This window comes from Bacteroides sp. MSK.18.37 (assembly GCF_019129155.2).
In the GTDB taxonomy this organism is placed as follows: domain Bacteria; phylum Bacteroidota; class Bacteroidia; order Bacteroidales; family Bacteroidaceae; genus Bacteroides; species Bacteroides ovatus.
Genome location: NZ_JAHOIB020000001.1, coordinates 6591350 through 6611222, shown reverse-complemented (window position 1 = coordinate 6611222; position 19873 = coordinate 6591350). Strand labels below are relative to the sequence as shown.

The 19873-nt window shown below is 35.3% G+C and carries 15 protein-coding genes; 13 read left to right on the top strand and 2 right to left on the bottom strand.

Going from position 1 to position 19873, the window contains the following annotated elements; all coding sequences use genetic code 11:
• Positions 1-333 (bottom strand): SH3 beta-barrel fold-containing protein, encoded by a 333-nt coding sequence (locus KSX81_RS25785; RefSeq protein WP_118299784.1) that lies wholly within the window; start codon positions 331-333, stop codon positions 1-3.
• 159 nt (positions 334-492) lie between these two features.
• Between KSX81_RS25785 and KSX81_RS25780 the strand changes: the two genes are divergently transcribed.
• The 4 genes from KSX81_RS25780 to KSX81_RS25765 all read left to right on the top strand — a co-directional run bounded on the left by KSX81_RS25780 (position 493) and on the right by KSX81_RS25765 (position 4076).
• On the top strand, positions 493-1191 hold the full coding sequence (locus KSX81_RS25780) for an XRE family transcriptional regulator (protein ID WP_217725876.1): 699 nt from the start codon (positions 493-495) through the stop codon (positions 1189-1191).
• Between the two features lie 79 nt (positions 1192-1270).
• Entirely contained in the window at positions 1271-1939 is a 669-nt protein-coding gene (locus KSX81_RS25775; protein ID WP_217725875.1) for an FRG domain-containing protein, read from the top strand.
• A gap of 100 nt (positions 1940-2039) precedes the next feature.
• Positions 2040-3239, top strand: coding sequence for a hypothetical protein (locus KSX81_RS25770; RefSeq protein ID WP_217725874.1), 1200 nt, complete (start codon positions 2040-2042; stop codon positions 3237-3239).
• Between the two features lie 9 nt (positions 3240-3248).
• On the top strand, positions 3249-4076 hold the full coding sequence (locus KSX81_RS25765; protein ID WP_217725873.1) for a hypothetical protein: 828 nt from the start codon (positions 3249-3251) through the stop codon (positions 4074-4076).
• A 397-nt stretch (positions 4077-4473) separates the two neighbouring features.
• Here the strand turns inward: KSX81_RS25765 and KSX81_RS25760 are convergent, their stop codons facing one another.
• Positions 4474-5682, bottom strand: a complete 1209-nt coding sequence (locus KSX81_RS25760) for an ROK family transcriptional regulator (RefSeq protein WP_004307234.1) — start codon at positions 5680-5682, stop codon at positions 4474-4476.
• A gap of 334 nt (positions 5683-6016) precedes the next feature.
• Here KSX81_RS25760 and KSX81_RS25755 point away from each other — a divergent pair, with 334 nt between their 5' ends.
• The 9 genes from KSX81_RS25755 (at position 6017) to KSX81_RS25715 (ending at position 19872) form a co-directional block, all read left to right on the top strand.
• Positions 6017-7891, top strand: coding sequence for an FAD-dependent oxidoreductase (locus tag KSX81_RS25755; RefSeq protein WP_004307233.1), 1875 nt, complete (start codon positions 6017-6019; stop codon positions 7889-7891).
• A 44-nt stretch (positions 7892-7935) separates the two neighbouring features.
• The gene (locus tag KSX81_RS25750) at positions 7936-9033 is read left to right on the top strand and encodes a DUF4434 domain-containing protein (RefSeq protein WP_004307232.1); all 1098 of its coding nucleotides are present in this window, start codon (positions 7936-7938) and stop codon (positions 9031-9033) included.
• A 5-nt stretch (positions 9034-9038) separates the two neighbouring features.
• A complete protein-coding gene (locus tag KSX81_RS25745) occupies positions 9039-10442 on the top strand; it encodes a sugar porter family MFS transporter (protein WP_217725872.1) in 1404 nt (467 codons plus the stop codon).
• Positions 10443-10573: 131 nt separating this feature from the next.
• Positions 10574-11743, top strand: a complete 1170-nt coding sequence (locus KSX81_RS25740; protein WP_217725896.1) for an AGE family epimerase/isomerase — start codon at positions 10574-10576, stop codon at positions 11741-11743.
• A gap of 15 nt (positions 11744-11758) precedes the next feature.
• Positions 11759-13003: an alpha amylase family protein gene (locus KSX81_RS25735; RefSeq protein ID WP_004307206.1), complete on the top strand. Its 1245-nt coding sequence runs from the start codon at positions 11759-11761 to the stop codon at positions 13001-13003.
• A gap of 42 nt (positions 13004-13045) precedes the next feature.
• Complete coding sequence (locus KSX81_RS25730) at positions 13046-16165, top strand: SusC/RagA family TonB-linked outer membrane protein (protein WP_004307207.1); 3120 nt, start codon at positions 13046-13048, stop codon at positions 16163-16165.
• Between the two features lie 18 nt (positions 16166-16183).
• Positions 16184-17899 carry a RagB/SusD family nutrient uptake outer membrane protein gene (locus KSX81_RS25725; protein ID WP_004307208.1) on the top strand — a complete coding sequence of 572 codons (1716 nt, stop codon included), beginning with the start codon at positions 16184-16186 and terminating at the stop codon, positions 17897-17899.
• A gap of 26 nt (positions 17900-17925) precedes the next feature.
• Positions 17926-18369, top strand: a complete 444-nt coding sequence (locus KSX81_RS25720) for a hypothetical protein (RefSeq protein WP_004307209.1) — start codon at positions 17926-17928, stop codon at positions 18367-18369.
• 27 nt (positions 18370-18396) lie between these two features.
• Positions 18397-19872 carry a DUF5018 domain-containing protein gene (locus KSX81_RS25715; RefSeq protein ID WP_004307210.1) on the top strand — a complete coding sequence of 492 codons (1476 nt, stop codon included), beginning with the start codon at positions 18397-18399 and terminating at the stop codon, positions 19870-19872.
• Position 19873: the final 1 nt, after the last annotated feature.

Here is a 19873-nt window from a genome sequence, read left to right as displayed (position 1 = left end):
TCATGCAATTTTTAAAAGGTTAGCTTTCTTATAGCATCTGAACTCACCTACTTCTGTATCGAAATAAGTCTGAACGGTGTCGTTCTTAGCCCTTTTATCAGTACCGGTTACTGTGGGCATGTATTTTTCGCAAAGAGTACCGTATGCTTCACGTACAGAACCATCGATTTTCTGAAAGTAGAACTTTACGATCCGTTTTTTCATTTCAGCTTTCAGCTTCGAATTAGTCCAGGCTGTTTTCAAAGCTTCTGACATTGAAAAACCGTTCTTCTTAACCATTTGCCAAGCAAGGCTCATGACCTCTTTCATCTGATTTTTAAAATTCGTGCTCATAATCGTGTATTTTAATATGTATGTACTATTTTATCCTATCAACCTTTTTTCTATCTTTGTATCGTGATTGAATGATTGATGATGCAAATATACTATCTTATTGCAATATATCGCTAAATATCGCAATAAAATATTGCTATAATGACAATATTTAACATTATGAATAAGATTAATATCGCAAGTTTAAGGAAGTCTCTGAAACTTAGGCAAAAGGATTTTGGTGAAAAAATTGGTATCAAACAAGCCTATTTGTCAGAAATAGAAAGTGGTAAAAAGCCTCTTACAGAGGAGTTATATAATAATATTATAGAAGTATTTGGCATGGATAAAGTTTCTGAATACTTTATCAGTACGAATGATAGCGATATTATCGCAAATAACAATACAAACGAAGCAGTTCCAATAAACCAAAACTACATAATACACGTACCACTAGTGAACCAATACGCACAAGCAGGATATTTATGCGGCTATGAAGATGCTGCATATATGGCAACTTTACCTACTATACCTTTTATAGTAGATCATGAAGCCCAAGGAAATTATGTTGCCTTTGAAGTAAAAGGTGACAGCATGAATGATGGAACAGAAGATAGTTACCTAGAAGGTGATCGACTCCTTTGCCGAGAGATACAATCTCATTTATGGGTAACTTCCAAATTGCACATTAGAAAATGGGATTTTGTCATTGTTCACCAAGAAGGAATACTTGTTAAAAGAATAATAGATCACAATGTAGATAATCATACAATTACAATACATTCTTTGAATGATATGTATCCAAATAAAGTTATTGACCTAGCAGAAGTAAAACAGATTTTTAATGTGATCGAGTTACAAAGACCAAGACGAAGGTAATATTCAATTAATAGTGAACATTAGAAAAACTCTCTATATAAAAACACTCAAAATAAAAAATTACTAGAGATAGAACACTATGGAAAACTTTACAATAAATTCGGTAAAAGATTTCATATCTATATTAGATGAAAGAAATATAAAACCTGATATTGATTTCTTTAGAGGTCATTCCGATATTAATTATAAACTCATACCTTCTATTGGTAGGCTTTTTCCCAAAGATTTAAAAAGGACCAAAGATTTTGAGCAAGACATGATGTCTGAATTTAGAAGAATGCATACTCTTCATGTGGATAAGTGCAATAATGAGTTTGAGTTATTATTCTTAGCTCAACACCATGGATTACCCACGAGATTACTTGATTGGAGCTATAATCCATTAGTTGCTTTATATTTTGCAGTATGCAGTAACTATGATAAAGACGGATGTGTATATCAATATTTCCCCTCAAGAATGATCTTTGTAGATAATAGAAGTCCTTATACTATTGAATCCAATTTTTTAGTTAAACCTATTATAACAAATGAAAGATACAAAAACCAAAATAGTGTATTCATAATATATGCAAACCCGACAGAAGAAGAATCTGATATTTATGCAAAGTATAGAATTCAAGCAGCATATAAGAAACATATTCTTATGAGTTTAAGAAAAATAGGAATAAGCCATAGTTTTATATATCCAACGCTAGAAGGACTTTGCAAAGATATTAAACTAACAAAGTTAAATCTATGGGAAATATAAATTTATAATATTTATATTAGACAACACTCGAACAATAAACAACAAAAAAACTCATAACTATACATATAATCCATTTTTTGCAGAATAATAAAGAAACCAAATGCTCCACATAATAAAATATATTTTACACTTAATAATCGTCATTCTTTTAATAGTTGGATGTAACACTAATAAAAACGATGATGAAATAAACACTTTCGAAATACTTACATTTGATAAGCACGAACTGACAATTAATCCAAGCAGTCCTTATCAAACCATGTTTATAAATGCAACAGGGAAATTCAAGATTAAAGTAGAAGGAATAAAAGATAACGACAGATGGTTATATTACACATTATCGGAAAACGAACTTACGATCAATGCATTACCTAACAATGATGAAGTTGTAAAATCAGCTCTCATCGTTATTTATGATGAAGAGAATGCTATATCTGACACACTAAAGATCACTCAACCTATCTATGAAGAAAGGATTGCTCTTATCAAATTTTACAAAGCTCTCAATGGCGATGAATGGACAAAAAATGAAAACTGGTGCAGCGACAAACCAATAAGTGAATGGTATGGAATTAGAGCAATCAACGATGCATTTGTTAGCAGTATTTGGCTTTCTGGCGACGCTTATATAAAAGGAGAGCTACCGTCATGTATAACATCACTTAAAAACTTAAGAGAATTCTGTTTTGAAGGCACAAGAATGAGTGGAAAATTGCCTAGCAATATTGGCGATCTCACGAAACTTCAACACATAGCAATTAAAAATTGTAACTTTTCAGGAACCATACCTGAATCTTTGAAGAGTTGTAAAGAATTAAAAATTGTCGATCTCTCTCATAATAATTTTTCAGGTGCTATTCCAGAGTTCTTCTTCCAGTTACCTAAATTACATTCTATAGAGTTGAATCACAATAAATTTGAATCATTTAGTATGAATAGCAACCCAATAGAAGGAGATCTAGTTTACATGTCTATAGATAACAACGAAATATCATCTTCTATTCCAGAAAACATATTTAAAATAAAAACTATGCAATTTATATATGCGAATGACAACAAAATTAGTGGAACAATCCCTGAGAACATTGGAGATTCACGAAACCTTATGATATTAAGATTGGAAAATAATAGCATTACAGGAAAACTCCCCGAAAGCATGGTAAATCTACAGTTATTAAATGATTTCAGAATTACTAACAATTATATAGATGTCAATAATACCGACTATTTAAAATCTAACTCCAACTACTCCAACTGGAGATTCGAAAATCAAAACAACAATATAAAACCAAATAATTAAAGTAAAACAATGAAGAATATCTTTTTTTTAATGATGGTTGCACTGGTGATAGCTGGATGTAGCAAAGATAAAACTATAATAGAAAAGGAACCGATTAAATTGAATCAACAAAATATAGTTATAAACTACCAAGAAGATATTAAAGTTCTGTTATCCTCTGGTGATATACGTGATTGCAGCTATAGCATTGAAGACGAATACATCGTACGTGTTTTATTTTTGATGGATGGATTTTATATAACAGGCGATCATGTAGGAGAAACAAATATTTATATTTCAGATGGCAATTCTACGGCTACTCTAAACGTTAAAGTAAAACCAACAAAAACAGCAATCGCTACACCATTTTTAGATTATAATATACCTTCAGGAAAAATTAAAGAATATATGTCTGACAAAAATGTAAAAAAGTCAACAACAAATAAATACGGAGATATATTTTATAAATATGATAACCAGATTGATATATATATACCAGAATATAAATCTATCATGTCATATGTTAGATACACAGATGAATCTATTAATAGCTTAGAGGAGAAGTATAAACTACATTTAAATGAGATATATAATTATTTGAACGAATCATATGAAATCTATGAAAGTTTCACCTCGCATAAGAAAGTGAGATATAAATATTCATACAATCGTCCCAATAAAGATTACGCTGCATTTCTTTTAGAGTATACTGGTGGTTCTTCAAACATTAAATATCCAGAAGTTTACATTATATATTCAAATTCTGAAAAAAATATCCAAAATTTAATTGACGAATTGAAACATGAAGAATGTTACGTATATCCAACAGATCGAAGATTTCAGTTAGATATTTATTAAAATAAAACGTTTTATTAATATTTCAATTCTACCTTAAAAATAGCAATTGTATAGTAGATTGTTTTTTGAAAAGGTTAGAAAAGAGTATTTAATGAATTAGTAATCAGTATAATAATAGAACCGCTACACGGGACTTCGTAACGCGTAGGTCGCCAGTTCAAGTCTGGCTAGCGGCTCTCAAATTAGAACGCTGATTATTAATTAATAATCAGCGTTCTAATTTTTACAGGATTCCCTATTCTTATTTTAAAAGGGAAATCCTGCGTATGTAATAGATGTGAAATATAAAAATGTAATCTATGTTGAGTCGTATTATTGTTTTAGTGGTTGCCGGAGTAGCCGTAGTCTATATCGTTCGCTTTATAGATAACTTTTTCTCCCAACGTAGAAGATAAAACTAGCTTTCAAACATTCTGCTGCGTGCGAGCATACAAGCGCCAACGATGCCGGCTTTGTCTTTCAGCTTAGATGTGATGATGGCTGAATCTTTATTAACCAGATTTAGAGAGTACTTGCGTACGGCTGTTTTTATGGGTTGGGTGATATAATCGCCGGTTAAAGATAAAGTTCCACCTATAATGACCAGTTCCGGGTTGAAGATATTGATTAGCCCGGCAATCTGTTTGCCTAGTTTCTGTCCGATTTCTTCTACAATTTCAATGCAAAGCAGGTCTTCTTTATTCACAGCGGCAATGATCTCATCAAGAGTGATCGGATTTTCCTCTGTGGCGATTCGTGTAGATAGAATGGAACTTTCCCCACTTTGAATACGCTCTAATAAGATACGATGAAGTGCCGATCCGGAAGCTTCCGTCTCCAAACAACCTTTTTTCCCGCAATGGCAGATTATCTCATTATCATAAGCACTCATGTGTCCAAATTCACCGGAGAATCCGGATTTCCCGGTATAAATCTTACCATCAATAATAATTCCGATACCTACTCCCCAGCTTACATTTACAAAAATGATATCCTTTTCTCCTTTTACGCAGCCTTGCATATATTCGCCATAAGTCATGGCACGCGTGTCATTATCAATGGTTACTTTATATCCCAATTTTTCGGATAATACATCCGCCAACGGCCTTTCCTCAAAATTGAATTGGCTGAAGCTATACCCTGATTCAGGATTTACACGCCCCGACACATTTACATTAATATTTAAGATCTTCTCTTTATTAATAGTGAGTTTCTTTATAAAATTGAGAATATGCTTGCATAACTCATTCATCCCTTCGATTGAGTTCTCAAACTTATAAGGTATATTCATTTTCAATTCTACCATATCGCCTTTGAAATTTATCAGTCCGATATTGACGGCGAATCTTTTGATGTCTACACCCAAAAAGTAACCGGATTCCGGATTAAGCCCATAGAGGTTGGGATGGCGTCCGCCACTAGTTTCCAATTTGCCATAATCATTAATATATCCGTCATCACACATTTCACCGATAAATTTGGTGACAGTCGGTACACTTAAATCCAGCTCTTTTGAAAGATCGGGAATTGTAGAACTTCCATTATATATATAATGTGTAATAATCCTCTTTTTGACAAGAGCACTTTTAGAGCCTTTTTCTATTTCTTTCAAGAATTGTTGGTTCATAACTATGTATATTTGGTAATTCACACAAAGATAATTAATTTTTTTATTAATACGTGGTTTTGAGGCCTTGAAAATTAGAATATCTTGAATGTTATATTCCCTATATACTATGTAATGGATTTATATATAGGATAATGTAGCTATGGACGATTGTGGATATAATAAATGAAATAAGACGATTTGTGAGGTAATTCCCCCTTCTATTAATTAATAATGCGAGGAATAACGATTTTATTAATAAAATATTTTATTATCTATTGTTTATTTAATAAATATAGCTATATTTGTGCCGTGATATTATTAATAAAACTCTATATCCTTAAATGAATTTAGTATGAGAAACTATTTTTTAGGTCTGTGTTTATTATTTGCTTTGTGTTTTACGGCATGCTCTCATTCAGATGATTCTGTTGATGTGCTAATTATTGGTGGAGGCGCTAGTGGAGTGACTGCTGGTATTCAGTCTGCTCGAATGGGGGCTGCAACATTGATAGTAGAAGAAACAGAATGGCTGGGTGGAATGCTTACATCTGCAGGTGTAAGTGCTGTTGACGGAAACTATGATTTACCGGCAGGCTTGTTTGGTGAGTTTCGCGGACATTTGGCAGATTATTATGGAGGGCTTGATTCTCTAAAAACCGGTTGGGTGAGTGCAGTGTTGTTTGAACCTTCAGTCGGAAATAAAATTTTCCATGAAATGGTTGACGCGGAGAAAAATTTAAAAGTATGGCATAATGCTACTTTGGTAAAGCTGGAAAGAGAGAATGATGCTTGGATTGCTCAAATTCAGATGAAAGATAATACAATTAAAAAAATACATGCTAAAATATTGATTGATGGTACTGAATTGGGGGATATAGCAAAAATGTGCGGGGTGAAATATGATGTCGGTATGGAAAGCCGTCATGATACTAAAGAAGATATTGCTCCGGAAGAGAAAAATAATATAGTTCAGGATATTACATACGTAGCAATCTTGAAAGATTATGGTAAAGATGTGACTATTCCTTGTCCTGAAGGATATAATAAAGATGAATTTGCTTGTGCTTGTGCCAGTCATGTTTGTATCATGCCTAAAGAACCGGATCGTGTATGGTCTAAAGACATGATGATAACTTATGGAAAACTTCCTAATAATAAATACATGATTAATTGGCCGATAGAAGGCAATGATTATTATGTAAACTTGATTGAAATGACCCGTGAGGAACGTGAAGAAGCCTTGAAATATGCAAAACATTATACGATGTGTTTCGTTTATTTTCTGCAACATGAATTAGGTTTTAATACATTGGGCTTAGCTGATGATGAATATCCTACAGCCGACAAATTACCATTTATTCCTTACCATAGAGAGTCTAGGAGAATCCATGGGCTAGTACGTTTTGATTTAAATCATGCTTGTGAACCGTTCAGGCAGTCTCAACCTCTTTATCGTACTTGTATTGCCGTGGGGAATTATCCTGTGGACCATCATCATACGCGTTATCATGGATATGAAGAGTTGCCTAATCTTTATTTTCATCCGATACCGTCATACGGTTTACCTTTAGGAACTTTGATTCCGAAAGATGTTGAAGGATTGATTGTTGCTGAAAAATCAATATCTGTTTCTAATATAATTAATGGTACCACTCGTTTGCAGCCGATGGTTATGCAGATCGGGCAGGCAGCGGGAGCATTAGCAGCTCTTGCGGTGAAAGAAGGTAAAAATATAAGAGAAGTATCTGTTCGGGAAGTACAAAATGCGATTTTGGATGGAAAAGGATATTTATTGCCTTATTTAGATGTTGAGTTAGATCACCCAATGTTTAAGTCACTACAACGTATCGGCTCTACAGGTATATTAAAAGGTATAGGTAAAAGTGTTGACTGGTCAAATCAAATGTGGTTCAGAGCGGATACATTATTATTGGCAAATGAGTTGAAAGGATTGGGTGATGTTTATCCTTTTGTCAATAAGCAAGTATTCGAAGGTAATAATACCATATCAATTCAGAAAGCTACAGAGCTAGTAGGAGAGATTGCAGAAAAAGAAGGTATTGAGATGAAAGAGGGTAGGGTAGAAGAGATCTGGGATAAATTTGATTTGAAAGATTTTGATATGAATCGAAATATTTTGAGAAGTGAAATGGCAATTTTGATTGATCAGATATTAGATCCTTTCAATAATAAAAAAGTAGATATTATAGGGCAATATATTCAATAGGTAATAATAATATAAGTGTTAACTGCTGTTTTAATTAAACTAATATGAAAACATTAGATCGAAGAGACTTTCTAAAAAAAGCCACATTGGCTGGCGCGTCAGCCTTGACTGTACCAACTTTGTTTGAATCTTGTACTTCAAAAGCTAGTGCCAGTACAGTAGTGGCAACTGATGGTTTGGAAAGTAAACTCATTGTTCCTAAAAACAATGGCTTAAAAATTACCGGAACTTTTTTGGATGAAATATCACATGATATTCCACATCAGAACTGGGGTGAGAAAGAATGGGACTTGGATTTTCAGCACATGAAAAATATAGGAATTGATACAGTAATAATGATCCGTTCTGGTTATCGTAAGTTTGTCACTTTTCCTTCTCCTTATTTATTGAAGAAAGGTTGTTATATGCCTTCCGTTGACTTGGTGGATATGTTTTTACGTTTAGCTGAAAAGTATGGAATGAAATTCTATTTTGGACTATACGATTCGGGTAAATACTGGGACACAGGGGATATGACCTGGGAAGTGGAAGATAACAAATATGTAATTGATGAAGTTTGGGAAAATTATGGTTCCAAGTATAAAAGTTTTGGAGGATGGTATATCAGTGGTGAAATAAGCCGGGCAACGAAAGGGGCGATTGGTGCTTTTCATGCATTAGGAAAACAATGTAAGGATATATCTAATGGATTGCCTACTTTTATATCTCCTTGGATTGATGGCAAAAAAGCAATCATGGGAACGACAAAAATGACGAGAGAAGATGCCGTTTCTGTACAACAACACGAAAAAGAATGGGATGAAATTTTTGATGGAATTCATGATGTGGTAGATGCATGTGCATTTCAAGATGGGCATATTGATTATGACGAATTGGATGCGTTCTTTTCTGTCAATAAAAAATTAGCAGATAAGTATGGTATGCAATGTTGGACAAATGCCGAATCTTTTGACCGTGATATGCCAATTCGTTTTCTACCCATTAAGTTTGATAAACTTCGGATGAAGTTGGAAGCAGCCAAACGTGCCGGATATGATAAGGCTATTACTTTTGAATTTTCTCATTTTATGAGTCCGCAATCAGCCTATCTGCAAGCTGGTCATTTATATGACAGATATAAAGAATATTTTGAAATAAAATAAATGTTATGAAGTCTACAATCAATTTTAGTTATCTTATATTCCTATCTGTTGTGGCAGCATTGGGAGGCTTCTTGTTCGGATATGATACTGTGGTTATATCGGGAACAATTGCCCAAGTGACTCAACTTTTTCAATTAGATGCACTACAACAGGGATGGTATGTAGGATGTGCTTTAGTAGGCTCTATCGTAGGTGTTCTTTTTGCTGGAATCTTAAGCGATAAGTTAGGAAGAAAACTTACGATGGTTATATCAGCTGTGTTGTTTTCCACATCAGCTCTAGGATGTGCTCTATCAGCCGATTTTGCCCAATTGGTAGTTTATCGGATTATAGGTGGAGTAGGAATAGGGGTTGTGTCCATTGTTTCTCCTCTTTATATATCAGAACTAGCTGTAGCGCAGTATAGAGGACGTTTGGTGTCATTGTATCAGTTGGCTGTAACAGTTGGTTTTTTGGGAGCTTATTTAGTTAACTATCAATTATTGGCATGGGCGGAGAGTGGTACGCAATTAAGTGTGGATTGGTTGAATAAAATATTTATAACTGAAGTATGGAGAGGTATGTTGGGTATGGAAACATTGCCGGCAATCTTATTCTTCATAATCATATTTTTTATTCCGGAAAGTCCCCGCTGGTTAATCGTACGTGGAAAGGAATTGAAAGCTGTAAATATATTAGAGAAAATATATAATTCAATTACAGAAGCGAAAAGTCAATTAAATGAAACGAAATCTGTGCTGACCTCTGAAACAAAATCGGAATGGTCTTTATTGATGAAGCCTGGAATTTTCAAAGCTGTTATTATCGGTGTGTGTATTGCGATTTTAGGACAGTTTATGGGTGTGAACGCAGTACTTTATTATGGCCCTTCTATCTTTGAAAACGCAGGACTTTCAGGAGGAGATTCTCTTTTTTACCAAGTTCTGGTAGGACTAGTCAATACTTTGACCACCATTCTGGCTCTTGTCATCATTGATAAGGTAGGCCGCAAGAAACTTGTTTATTACGGAGTTTCGGGAATGGTTGTTTCTCTGATTCTCATCGGCCTGTACTTCCTCTTCGGAGATTCCCTGGGAGTATCCAGCCTCTTCCTGCTCGTTTTCTTCCTGTTCTATGTATTCTGCTGTGCCGTGTCTATCTGTGCCGTGGTGTTCGTGCTCCTCTCGGAGATGTATCCCACCAAGGTTCGCGGACTGGCCATGTCAATAGCAGGATTCGCTCTGTGGATCGGAACGTACCTGATCGGACAGTTAACCCCCTGGATGCTCCAGAACCTTACCCCCGCCGGAACATTCTTCCTGTTCGCTGTTATGTGCGTACCGTATATGCTAATTGTCTGGAAACTCGTGCCGGAGACTACCGGGAAGTCGCTGGAAGAGATTGAAAGATATTGGACCCGTTCGGAATAAATATAAAACAGACCTTAATAACAATAAACTAACATTTTATAAATATGGATAGTAAGAATAACATTGGTCATTCAGCAGACATCTCTTTAACTGCTGAATTACCCATACCAATCTATAATGGAAATACGATTATGGATTTCAAAAAACTGGCAAGTCTGTACAAGGATGAGCTCCTGGACAACGTCCTTCCTTTCTGGCTTGAACATTCACAAGACCATGAGTTTGGTGGTTACTTCACCTGTCTGGACCGTGAAGGAAAAGTATTCGATACGGATAAGTTTATTTGGCTGCAAAGTCGTGAGGTATGGATGTTCTCCATGCTTTACAATAAAGTGGAAAATCGCCAAGAATGGTTGGACTGCGCCATTCAGGGTGGCGAATTCCTAAAAAAATATGGACATGACGGCAATTATAACTGGTATTTTTCCCTTGACCGTTCGGGTAGACCATTGGTAGAACCGTACAATATCTTTTCATATACATTTGCTACCATGGCTTTCGGTCAGCTAAGTCTTGCCACCGGCAATCAGGAATATGCAGACATTGCCAGGAAAACCTTCGATATCATCCTGTCTAAAGTGGATAATCCGAAAGGCAAATGGAACAAGCTTCATCCGGGTACTCGCAATTTGAAGAACTTTGCCTTGCCGATGATCCTTTGTAACCTGGCTCTGGAAATAGAACATCTTTTAGATGAAAGTTATCTAAAAGAAACAATGGAAACTTGTATCCATGAAGTAATGGAAGTTTTTTACCGTCCTGAACTTGGAGGTATCATTGTTGAAAATGTAGATGTAGACGGTAGTCTGGTTGACTGCTTTGAAGGTCGTCAGATAACTCCGGGACATGCTATTGAAGCGATGTGGTTTATCATGGATCTGGGCAAACGCCTGAACCGTCCTGAATTGATAGAGAAAGCCAAAGATACCACCCTTACAATGCTTAATTATGGCTGGGATAAGGAGTATGGAGGTATCTACTATTTCATGGACCGTAACGGTTGTCCACCTCAACAACTGGAGTGGGATCAGAAACTCTGGTGGGTGCATATTGAGACTTTGATATCTCTATTAAAAGGTTATCAGTTAACGGGAGATCAAAAATGCCTGGAATGGTTTGAGAAAGTACATGACTATACATGGACACATTTCAAAGATCCCGAATATCCTGAATGGTTTGGTTATCTGAACCGCAGAGGAGAAGTTTTGCTTCCACTCAAAGGAGGAAAATGGAAAGGATGTTTCCATGTACCAAGAGGACTGTTTCAGTGCTGGAAAACATTAGAAGAAATAAAACTATAAACACTAATAAATAATATGCTTAACAAAAATCTTATTTTATCCATTCTACTATTATTTACCACATATTCTTTTGCTGGAAATATCAATAAGGAAAAGCCAAAATATCTTTGGTTTGATGCTGAAGCCAATTTTGAACGCTTTAGTTCAAAAGATTCCATTTCATACTATTTGGAAAAAGCAAAAGACGTGGGATTTAATCAGGTTGTAGTAGATGTAAAGCCCATTTATGGAGAAGTTTTATATAAAAGTAAAATACTTCCTCCACTTACTACAGTCCATAATAAGGTCATCGAACGTGATTGGGATTATTTACAATATTTTATAGACGAAGCTCATCGTCTAGGGCTAAAAGTCACTGTTTCTACGGCTGTATTTACTGCTGGACATCCCGCTACCTGTGAGGGGCTGGTCTATGAAGACAAACGATGGAACGGAAAAACATGTTTAGAGTATATGTCTAATAATAAAATGCTCGATATTAGAGATGATAAGCAAAAGGTAGGAGCCTTTTTGAATCCTGTTCGCAAAGATGTTCGTAACTTTGCATTAAGTATTATACGCGAAATCGTAAAGAACTATGATATAGATGCATACGCACTAGACTATTGCCGATATCCTGCTGATAATAGTGATTTTTCTAATGAAACTCGTAAAGCTTTTGAGAACTATTTAGGGAAAAAGATTAAGAACTTTCCAGAAGATATATTTAGCTGGAATACAGATGGGAGCAAAAGACCGGGAATTTATTTTAAAGAATGGTGGGCTTTCCGTGCTAATGTAATTTCCAGTTTTGTAAAAGAGGTCCGTGAAAATATTCATAGTATAAATAAAAATGTAAAATTGGAATATTGGGCTGCTTCATGGATTCATGCAATTTATGGACAAGGTCAAAATTGGGCTAGTCCCAAATCTGATTTTTCTCTCAATTATGCATGGGGATCAAAAGCCTATAATGAAACAGGATTTGCACCTTATTTAGATACTTTTCTATGCGGAACATATCTAGAAAAAATCTATGGAATGGATGATCCTGAATCTATCGAATTTGGTATAGAGCGTGCAAAAAAAATAATTAATGGAGACTGTAAGGTATTGGGTACCATCTATGCTCTAAATCATCAAACTAACATAGCAGATGCTGTAAAAGTGTGTTTAACAAAATCTGAAGGATTGATGGTGTTTGATATTGTACAAGTTATTGAGATGAATTTGTGGGATGGAATAAAGACAGGTATCAAATATGCTGAAGTACAAAAATAAAGAAGAATAATCACTTTTTGTTTTATTAATACTAATATTTATATGAAAAAACAATTAACATGGAGTATAAGGTTCACAACCTTATTATTATGTCTGTTTTCCGTATTATGTATTCGGGCGCAACAAGCCTCGAATGTGAAAGGAACAGTGTTGGATTCTAATAATGAACCACTAATCGGTGCTACAGTCAGTGTAAAGGGAAATCCATCTCATGGATCTATAACTGACATTGACGGAAATTTCAACCTTCAGGTTCAAAATTCCCAAGGAACGCTAGTTGTATCTTATGTAGGGTATTTGACTCAGGAAATACCTCTTCAAGGTCGCTTGAACTTAGTGATAAAAATGAAAGAAGACGCTCAAACTTTAGATGAAGTCGTTGTAGTCGGCTACGGAAGTCAAAAACGTGGACATTTGACTAGCGCAGTATCATCAATAAACGCCAAAGAATTAATGAAAGCACCAATGCAAAATGTCTCAAATTTGCTTACTGGTAAAATTTCAGGTTTGACAAGTATCCAAGCGTCAGGTAAGCCAGGTGATGATGGAACAACTTTATATGTACGTGGCTTGAATTCATTTAGTAATAATGGTCCTATGGTTATTGTAGATGGTGTAGCGCGTCCTATGGACTATGTAAATCCCAATGACATTGCTAGTATTTCTATTTTGAAAGATGCAGCTGCTTCAATTTATGGTGTACAAGGAGCAAATGGAGTTATCCTGATTACAACAAAAAACGGTGGAGAAGGTCCAGCTAAGATTTCATATGATGGTTCTGTTACAATAACTCAAAATACAGCAATGCCTGAATTTTTAAATGCTAGAGACTATATGTATTGGCATAATAAAGCACGTGAAATGGATAATCTCACTCCATTATGGACTGCCGATATTCAAAATAAGGTATTAAGTAATGATCCTAACAGTATTTGGGGAGAAACTGATTGGCTGGATATGATATTTAGAACAGGGTTTACCCAACAGCACAATATATCAGCATCTGGAGGTACAGAGAAAACACGATACTATGCCAGTCTTGGTTATATGGATCAAGAAGGTACATTAAAAAACACAAGTTTCACTCGTTACAATGCACGTGTAAACTTAGATGTAGAAGTTGCCAAAAATCTAAGGTTTTCGACAAATATATCAGGTTATCGTTCTAGTAGAGACTGGCCAGGTACAGCAATTGCCAATCAGGGTGAATTTGACCCAATTAGACAAGCAATAAATACAATACCCATTATTAAATCTGAATTTAATGGGATGCCTACAGCATGGACAGGAAGTTCCTATTATGTAAATGGTTATGCTGCATTAACAAAATCAGGATATAAAAAACAAACTCGTTGGACATTAGATTCCAATTATAAACTAGAATATGATTTCTCTGGTTTAACTGATATCTTAAAGGGATTAAAAGTTTCTATATTCGGAGCCTATAATTATCGCAATACCATAGATTCTAATTTCGACCGTTATTATGAATTATATAGTATAAATGATACTTTTGATGAAAAGGTTGTTGGCGCAAGCGGATTTTCTAAAGACAATTCTTATACAAAGGCAGCTTCTTTTGGAGATACATGGCTATTACGACCACAAATTGATTATTCTCTGGACTTTAAAAAGCATCATGTAAATACATTGTTATTTTATGAAGCACAAAAAGTATATTCAGATACTATGACTGGTAAAAAAACAGGCTATTTTAGTGATGATCCTGTTGATTTGTCATTAGGAACCATTCTTCCAGAGAATCCAATTACTGGTTCACATTCATACACGGCTCAGGCATCATGGGCGGGACGCTTTAGTTATGCCTACGATCAAAAATATCTAGCAGAATTTGCTTTCCGTTATGATGGCTCTTATGTATTTGCCCCTGAAAATCGCTGGGGATTTTTTCCATCGGCATCAATAGGTTGGGTAGTTTCACAAGAAAAATTCTTTCAGGAAGCACTTCCTTTTGTTAATTATTTCAAGATCCGTGCTAGTTATGGACAATCTGGTAATGATAATGTAACAGCCTATTTATATAATTCAAATTTTGCTATTGCAAATAATAGTATGGTATTAGGCGATGCTCCTATATCTCAATTCTATACAAAAAATAAGTATATCTACCGTGATCTAACATGGGCTACGACTCACAGCTTCAATTTAGGCTTTGAATTTGACCTATGGCACCAAAAATTAGGCGTCGAATTGGATTTATTCTATAAACTTACTGAAGACATTCTAGAAAGCAAAAGTGGTAGTTATCCGACTTCCTTAGGGGAGTACTATCCAAGTTATCAGAATTCAGGCAAAGTAGATAATAGAGGACTTGAACTTACAGTAAAACATATAAATCAAATTAATCGAGATTGGGGATATAGATTAGAAGGAATTTTCTCATATGCTCGTAACCGCGTATTAAAAAAAGCTGTAACTGATAATTACCCTAATTATCGTGCGATTTTAGGACAACCAATGAATACCCGCTTTGGCTATCAGGCACTTGGCTTGTTTCAAACAGAAGAAGAATTAGATAATTATCCAGCGGCTCCTACAGGGACAAAAAACCTAGGAGACCTAAAATATCTGGACGTCAATGGTGATGGTATCATTAATCCAGAATACGATTATGTAAAAACTGGTTACGGTCAAATACCAGAAATTAATTTTTCCCTAAATATGGAAGTTACTTATAAAAATTTTTATGCTACAATGTTATGGCAGGGAGTTACGCATTGTGATTATGAATTATCCGGAGTATATGACTCAGGTACAACTGCAGCCACAAGCTATACTAGTCCATTTGGTGGAAAAGGTAATTCTGCATATTATTTAATAGAAGGAGCTTGGACACCAGAAAATACAAATGCTAAATACCCACGTCTGACTACCATTGCCAATGGAAACAATGCGGCACGTTCTACATGGTGGGTTGTGAATGGACAATATTTGCGACTTAAGAATTTTAATATTGGTTATAATGTTCCAGAAAGAGTGTTGAGAAAAACACCTTTCAGCCGAATAAATATATACTTAGCAGGTACCAATCTACTTACATTAAGTCACTTTAAATATGTGGATCCAGAAAGCCCTTCAGTAAGTAATGGATATTATCCGCAACAAAAAACTTATAGTTTAGGTCTTAATGTTACATTCTAATATCAGGAGGAAATCAATATGAAAGGAATAACAATAAAAAGTTTAATAATTATCGTTGCTGCCAGTTTAGAACTATCCTCATGCAATGTATTAGATATAAATGACACATCGTCATTATCAGATCAAGCTATTTGGAGCTCTGAAACAGCAGCCGACATGTATGTTACAGCATCATATAAAACATTTACAGACGTCTCACAAGTGGGTAATAGTCGCAAAGTATTTTATGATAGTTATTCAGATTTAATGAAGTCGACTTCTTACGATCAATACACACATACGTATAATAAGGCTTTATTACAAGCTAGCTCTTTCTCGTCTGGAAGTGCAGGCGCTTTCGAATGTTGGGCTGATGTTTATTATGAACGAATTCGGCGTGCTAATGTCTTATTAAACGATATTAAACGTTATGGAGTTTCTAGTTTCGGACAAGAGTGGTGCGATATTCGTAGTGCAGAAGCACGTCTCTGTCGTGCATTTTCATACTATCGTTTAATTCGTGTATATGGCGGAATAGTTCTCCGGACAGATATTTCTGGGACAAGCGGAGGTGTAGATGATGGATTATATGATGCGGATATAAATAAAAAGCGCATAACAGAAGCTGAAAGTTGGGATTTTGTGCTTGAAGAGCTAAAGTGGGCTGCAGAACATTTACCTGCTACTTGGGGAACTGATGCCGAACCTAACAAATGGAAAGGACGCGCAACAAAAAGTACTGCATACGGTTTACTTTCACGTATGGCATTATATGCAGGAAAATGGCAAATAGCTATTGATGCAGCAAATAAAGTAAAAGAATTGGGAGGTGATTTGGCGAAAGATTATGCTAAGATTTTTCAGGTAGACGGTAAGCAAGATAACTCTAAAGAAATCTTATTTGCATTATATTATCAAGAAGGAAGTGTCACTCACAATTATGATTTATATAATCGCCCCTTTGGCGATATAGCCGTACATGGTAACGCATACGCTGAACATGTTCCAACAGCAGAACTCGCAGATTTGTATGAATTTCAAGATGGAAGTATCTTTGACTGGGACACTTATAAAAGTGAAGGGCACGAAGATCCTTATACTGACCGTGAGCCACGTTTCCATGCAACAATTATGTATAATGGATGTCAATGGGAAGGAAGAACAATTCAGACCTATGTAGGAGGAAGTGATGGATTCGTAGAATTTACTCAAAGTGGTAGTACTAATGCTCACACTTGTACAGGGTATTATCTGAGAAAATATCTACAAGAAGGTTATTCGGACTATATAACAAAACACAGTTATCAATATGATGTCGTATTACGTTATGCCGAAGTTCTCTTAAATAAAGCAGAAGCATATGCCCAGTTAAATTATGATCAATATAAGAATGAAGCATTAGAAGCACTAAATGAAGTGAGAAATAGAGTGAATCTACCAGATAAAACTACTACCGATGCTCCAGACAAAGAATCATTTATGAAACTGTTACGTAAAGAACGTTGTGTAGAGTTAGCAGGTGAAGGCTTCCGGTATTGGGATCTTCGACGTTGGAAACTTGCTGAAAATATAATCAACGGACAAAATGCACATGGAATAAAGATTACAAAAAATGATGATTCAACTTTTTCTTATGAAAAAGTTGAATGTGATGGAGGAACACCTCGCATTTTTCTCGAAAAATATTATTATTTCTCACTACCTACATCAGAAACGGCAAATAATAAGCTATGTGAGAATAATCCCTACTGGTAATTAAAACAATATAATTAAGAGTTGATATGAGAACTACATATAAAATAAAAACATGGATATTAGGAATTTTAGCAATGGTCGTTTTGACATACAGTTGTGCTAAAGCTGATGAAGAATTTGTGCATCGTACAAATACCATTTCACAGATGATTTGTAAAGCATCACATGGAGGTGGTGAGTTCCAAGGCGCTATTTATGAATATAATGCAAACGATGAGCTGATGACCGGAAGTTTTAATCAGGAAGATATAGAAGGTGGTTATGGTTTGATCATATTCGCTATTCCTCAAACCTTGGAGAAAGATATAGATTTAACTAATATATACTTAACTGCGACATTGACGTATGATGAAATTATCACTCCATCATTAAGTGGAAGGCATGATATTACAGGTGATGGTATTATTATTACTGTAAAATCAGGAGTTGGAACAACACGGCGTTATCGTGTTAGAGGTTATTATGAATAATAAGAATCAAATCTAATAAACTACAAGATGAAAAAACTAAATTTAATATTCCTATTAGGAATCATCATGAGTTGTATTTTATCCCTAACTTCTTGTAAGGATGAATCTCTTAGTGAGAAATTAGGGCATGAGGCTAAGATAATGATATCTTTTAAAGTCAAAGGGACAAGTGGAACTGTGTTCAATTCATCTATAGGTGATGATAATACAATAACAATTAAAGTATCTCCTTACCTCGATGCTGTAGAAGAGTTAAAATCTGCTATACCAACATTTTACTTGTCTAAAGGATCTACGGTGACACCAGACCCCAGCTTACCACAAAATTTCGCACAAGAGGGTGGTGTAAAATATACAGTAACATCGGAGGATCACTCCACAACACGTGAGTACATTGTTACTTGGGGAGTATCTGATAAACTACCTTATGGAGCCGGCTTTAGCTACGCAGAAGTGGGGGCTCATAAAATATTTACAGAGTTAGGCTATCCAGGAGAATTAAAAGGTTATAATACAGGTAAGAGTGCCGTAGAATATGGTGATCTACAAATGTATCATGCATATTGTGGAAATTATATCGTTTTGTTGTCACGGGCATATATAGACATTGATGTTAATTCACCTTATTGCATAAAGGTGGTAGATAAAATGACCCTAAATGATGCTGGTTCATTAAATATTGGTTCTATATCATTAACCAATATCAAGATGATTACATCAGATTATAGAGGAAGGTGTGTGGCAGCAGTAGTGACTAATGATGAAACTGAATTCTTTTATTGGACCAAGCCATCCGATACCCCTATTTCCATAGGCAAAATTAATGTAAATATGGCACCAACCAGTGACTTGTCGAATAATTTTCAGGTAGCTGGAGATATTACGACTAACGCATGGATTACAGCATTGGCTCCACGTGATGCTGCAGGTACGCACTACCGTATAAAGGTAACTGATGGTCATTTGGCATCTACATATTCTACCATAGAAACGGGGTACGTAAGTAGTGATTGCAGTCAATTCCAAATGATTTCTCCTATAGATGATTCAGATCAACCTAATTTTGTAATAGGTGATGCAGAGGGTACAGCAGGTGCGGCAAATAGCGTTCATTGTTATGTGAATTCATTCGCAGGTTCAACACTGTTCACAATGCCACCACTCTGGCAAAGTACATTACAAGCTTGGTGGGTAGGAACAGGGTTTACTACAACTCGTGGAGGAGGTCGCTGTCCGATAGTTTCCGCCCTTCCTATCAATGGTAAAACTTATGTTACGGTAACAAGCGGCACTTCCTTCTGGTTCGCTGCTGCTGTATTAACATCTAACTTACAAGAACTAGCCCATGAAAATCTAAATATCGCAGTAGGTGATATTAGCCGTGGATGGAGTTTCGGTGAGTGGGTTGATTGGTATTGGGATGAAGAACAACAGGAAGCTTATCTGTCAGTTTGGTTTGGTAGATACGGACTTTATACTTATAAAATGACTTGTTTTGAATAGA

What these genes read in the sequence shown, in the direction of transcription:
- KSX81_RS25740 (WP_217725896.1), top strand. Translation starts at nt 10,574, where the DNA reads ATGGATTTCAAAAAACTGGCAAGTCTGTACAAGGATGAGCTCCTGGAC.
- KSX81_RS25745 (WP_217725872.1), top strand. Translation starts at nt 9,039, where the DNA reads ATGAAGTCTACAATCAATTTTAGTTATCTTATATTCCTATCTGTTGTG.
- KSX81_RS25725 (WP_004307208.1), top strand. Translation starts at nt 16,184, where the DNA reads ATGAAAGGAATAACAATAAAAAGTTTAATAATTATCGTTGCTGCCAGT.
- KSX81_RS25720 (WP_004307209.1), top strand. Translation starts at nt 17,926, where the DNA reads ATGAGAACTACATATAAAATAAAAACATGGATATTAGGAATTTTAGCA.
- KSX81_RS25735 (WP_004307206.1), top strand. Translation starts at nt 11,759, where the DNA reads ATGCTTAACAAAAATCTTATTTTATCCATTCTACTATTATTTACCACA.
- KSX81_RS25755 (WP_004307233.1), top strand. Translation starts at nt 6,017, where the DNA reads ATGAGAAACTATTTTTTAGGTCTGTGTTTATTATTTGCTTTGTGTTTT.
- KSX81_RS25715 (WP_004307210.1), top strand. Translation starts at nt 18,397, where the DNA reads ATGAAAAAACTAAATTTAATATTCCTATTAGGAATCATCATGAGTTGT.
- KSX81_RS25730 (WP_004307207.1), top strand. Translation starts at nt 13,046, where the DNA reads ATGAAAAAACAATTAACATGGAGTATAAGGTTCACAACCTTATTATTA.
- KSX81_RS25750 (WP_004307232.1), top strand. Translation starts at nt 7,936, where the DNA reads ATGAAAACATTAGATCGAAGAGACTTTCTAAAAAAAGCCACATTGGCT.
- KSX81_RS25770 (WP_217725874.1), top strand. Translation starts at nt 2,040, where the DNA reads ATGCTCCACATAATAAAATATATTTTACACTTAATAATCGTCATTCTT.
- KSX81_RS25775 (WP_217725875.1), top strand. Translation starts at nt 1,271, where the DNA reads ATGGAAAACTTTACAATAAATTCGGTAAAAGATTTCATATCTATATTA.
- KSX81_RS25780 (WP_217725876.1), top strand. Translation starts at nt 493, where the DNA reads ATGAATAAGATTAATATCGCAAGTTTAAGGAAGTCTCTGAAACTTAGG.
- KSX81_RS25785 (WP_118299784.1), bottom strand. Translation starts at nt 333, where the DNA reads ATGAGCACGAATTTTAAAAATCAGATGAAAGAGGTCATGAGCCTTGCT.
- KSX81_RS25765 (WP_217725873.1), top strand. Translation starts at nt 3,249, where the DNA reads ATGAAGAATATCTTTTTTTTAATGATGGTTGCACTGGTGATAGCTGGA.
- KSX81_RS25760 (WP_004307234.1), bottom strand. Translation starts at nt 5,682, where the DNA reads ATGAACCAACAATTCTTGAAAGAAATAGAAAAAGGCTCTAAAAGTGCT.